Below are 832 nucleotides of genomic sequence, written 5' to 3'. Positions count from 1 at the left end.
TTAAAAGACCAAATTTATAAAAGTATCCAAAATGACCATTAACAAAATCTAACCTAATATTAGAATTAGCTTGTGCAAATTTCGGCATATTCTTATATGCGGCAGCATAAGGATTGAAACTTTTTTTGTTTGTGGCTTTAGCATAAGATTTTTGTCTATTAATTTCGGATACCAGTGTTTTTGGATTATTTTCTTTAACTCTTGGTTTTAAGCCAGAAGTATCATATATAAGCATAGAATTAAGACCTTTATAGGGAGAATTATCTGGAAGATCATTATTGATTTCTTCACAGATATTAATAACTTTAGGAACCATGGAATCAAATAAATTAGCAATATCAGTTTCAAAGTTAGTTTTAAATCTACTGAAAAAAGACTCATCTGGTACCGAATTATAGAAGCCACAAAATTCTCTTATTTCAGTAGAAAATACAAGAAATAGATTTAACAATACGGTAGTAGGTATATGAAAAATTTGCATTAAAATTAGAGCTGATAATACAGAAGAAAGTGTATATTCTCTATTCCTGCCTAAATCGGCATAATAATGTTCTGTAAAAGAACTAGGAATAAAGCTTTCAATATCAAAATTGTCAGAAAGCAAAGTTATGAACCCAACAGGTTGCTTTGAAGCGAAAGCTTTTAAATCAGATACCTGTTCAAAAAAATTAAGTTGTTTATTTTTATTAAGACAAAACATGTTTGTTCTCCTCCTCTGTGGTGTTTGGTTTTATGTGGTGTAATTCTATTATGTCGCAGTGGAGGAAAATATAAAAGCCTAACGGCTTAAAAGTTAGGCAAATCAATGCTTGCAGAATTCTGCAAGCGACTA

Annotated in this window: 1 protein-coding gene; it reads right to left on the bottom strand. The window is 30.0% G+C overall.

The features are described 5' to 3' along the window. The coding region (locus tag OIO11_RS11620; protein ID WP_268071632.1) for a transposase at window positions 1–700 on the bottom strand (700 nt) is incomplete at its 3' end. Window positions 701–832 lie beyond the last annotated feature (132 nt).

Origin of the sequence: Clostridium sp. ZS2-4, from assembly GCF_026719745.1 — a bacterium.
Taxonomy (GTDB): Bacteria; Bacillota; Clostridia; order Clostridiales; family Clostridiaceae; genus Clostridium_H.
The sequence above is the reverse complement of the archived record's forward strand: the minus strand, read 5'-3'. Positions and strand labels throughout refer to the sequence as shown.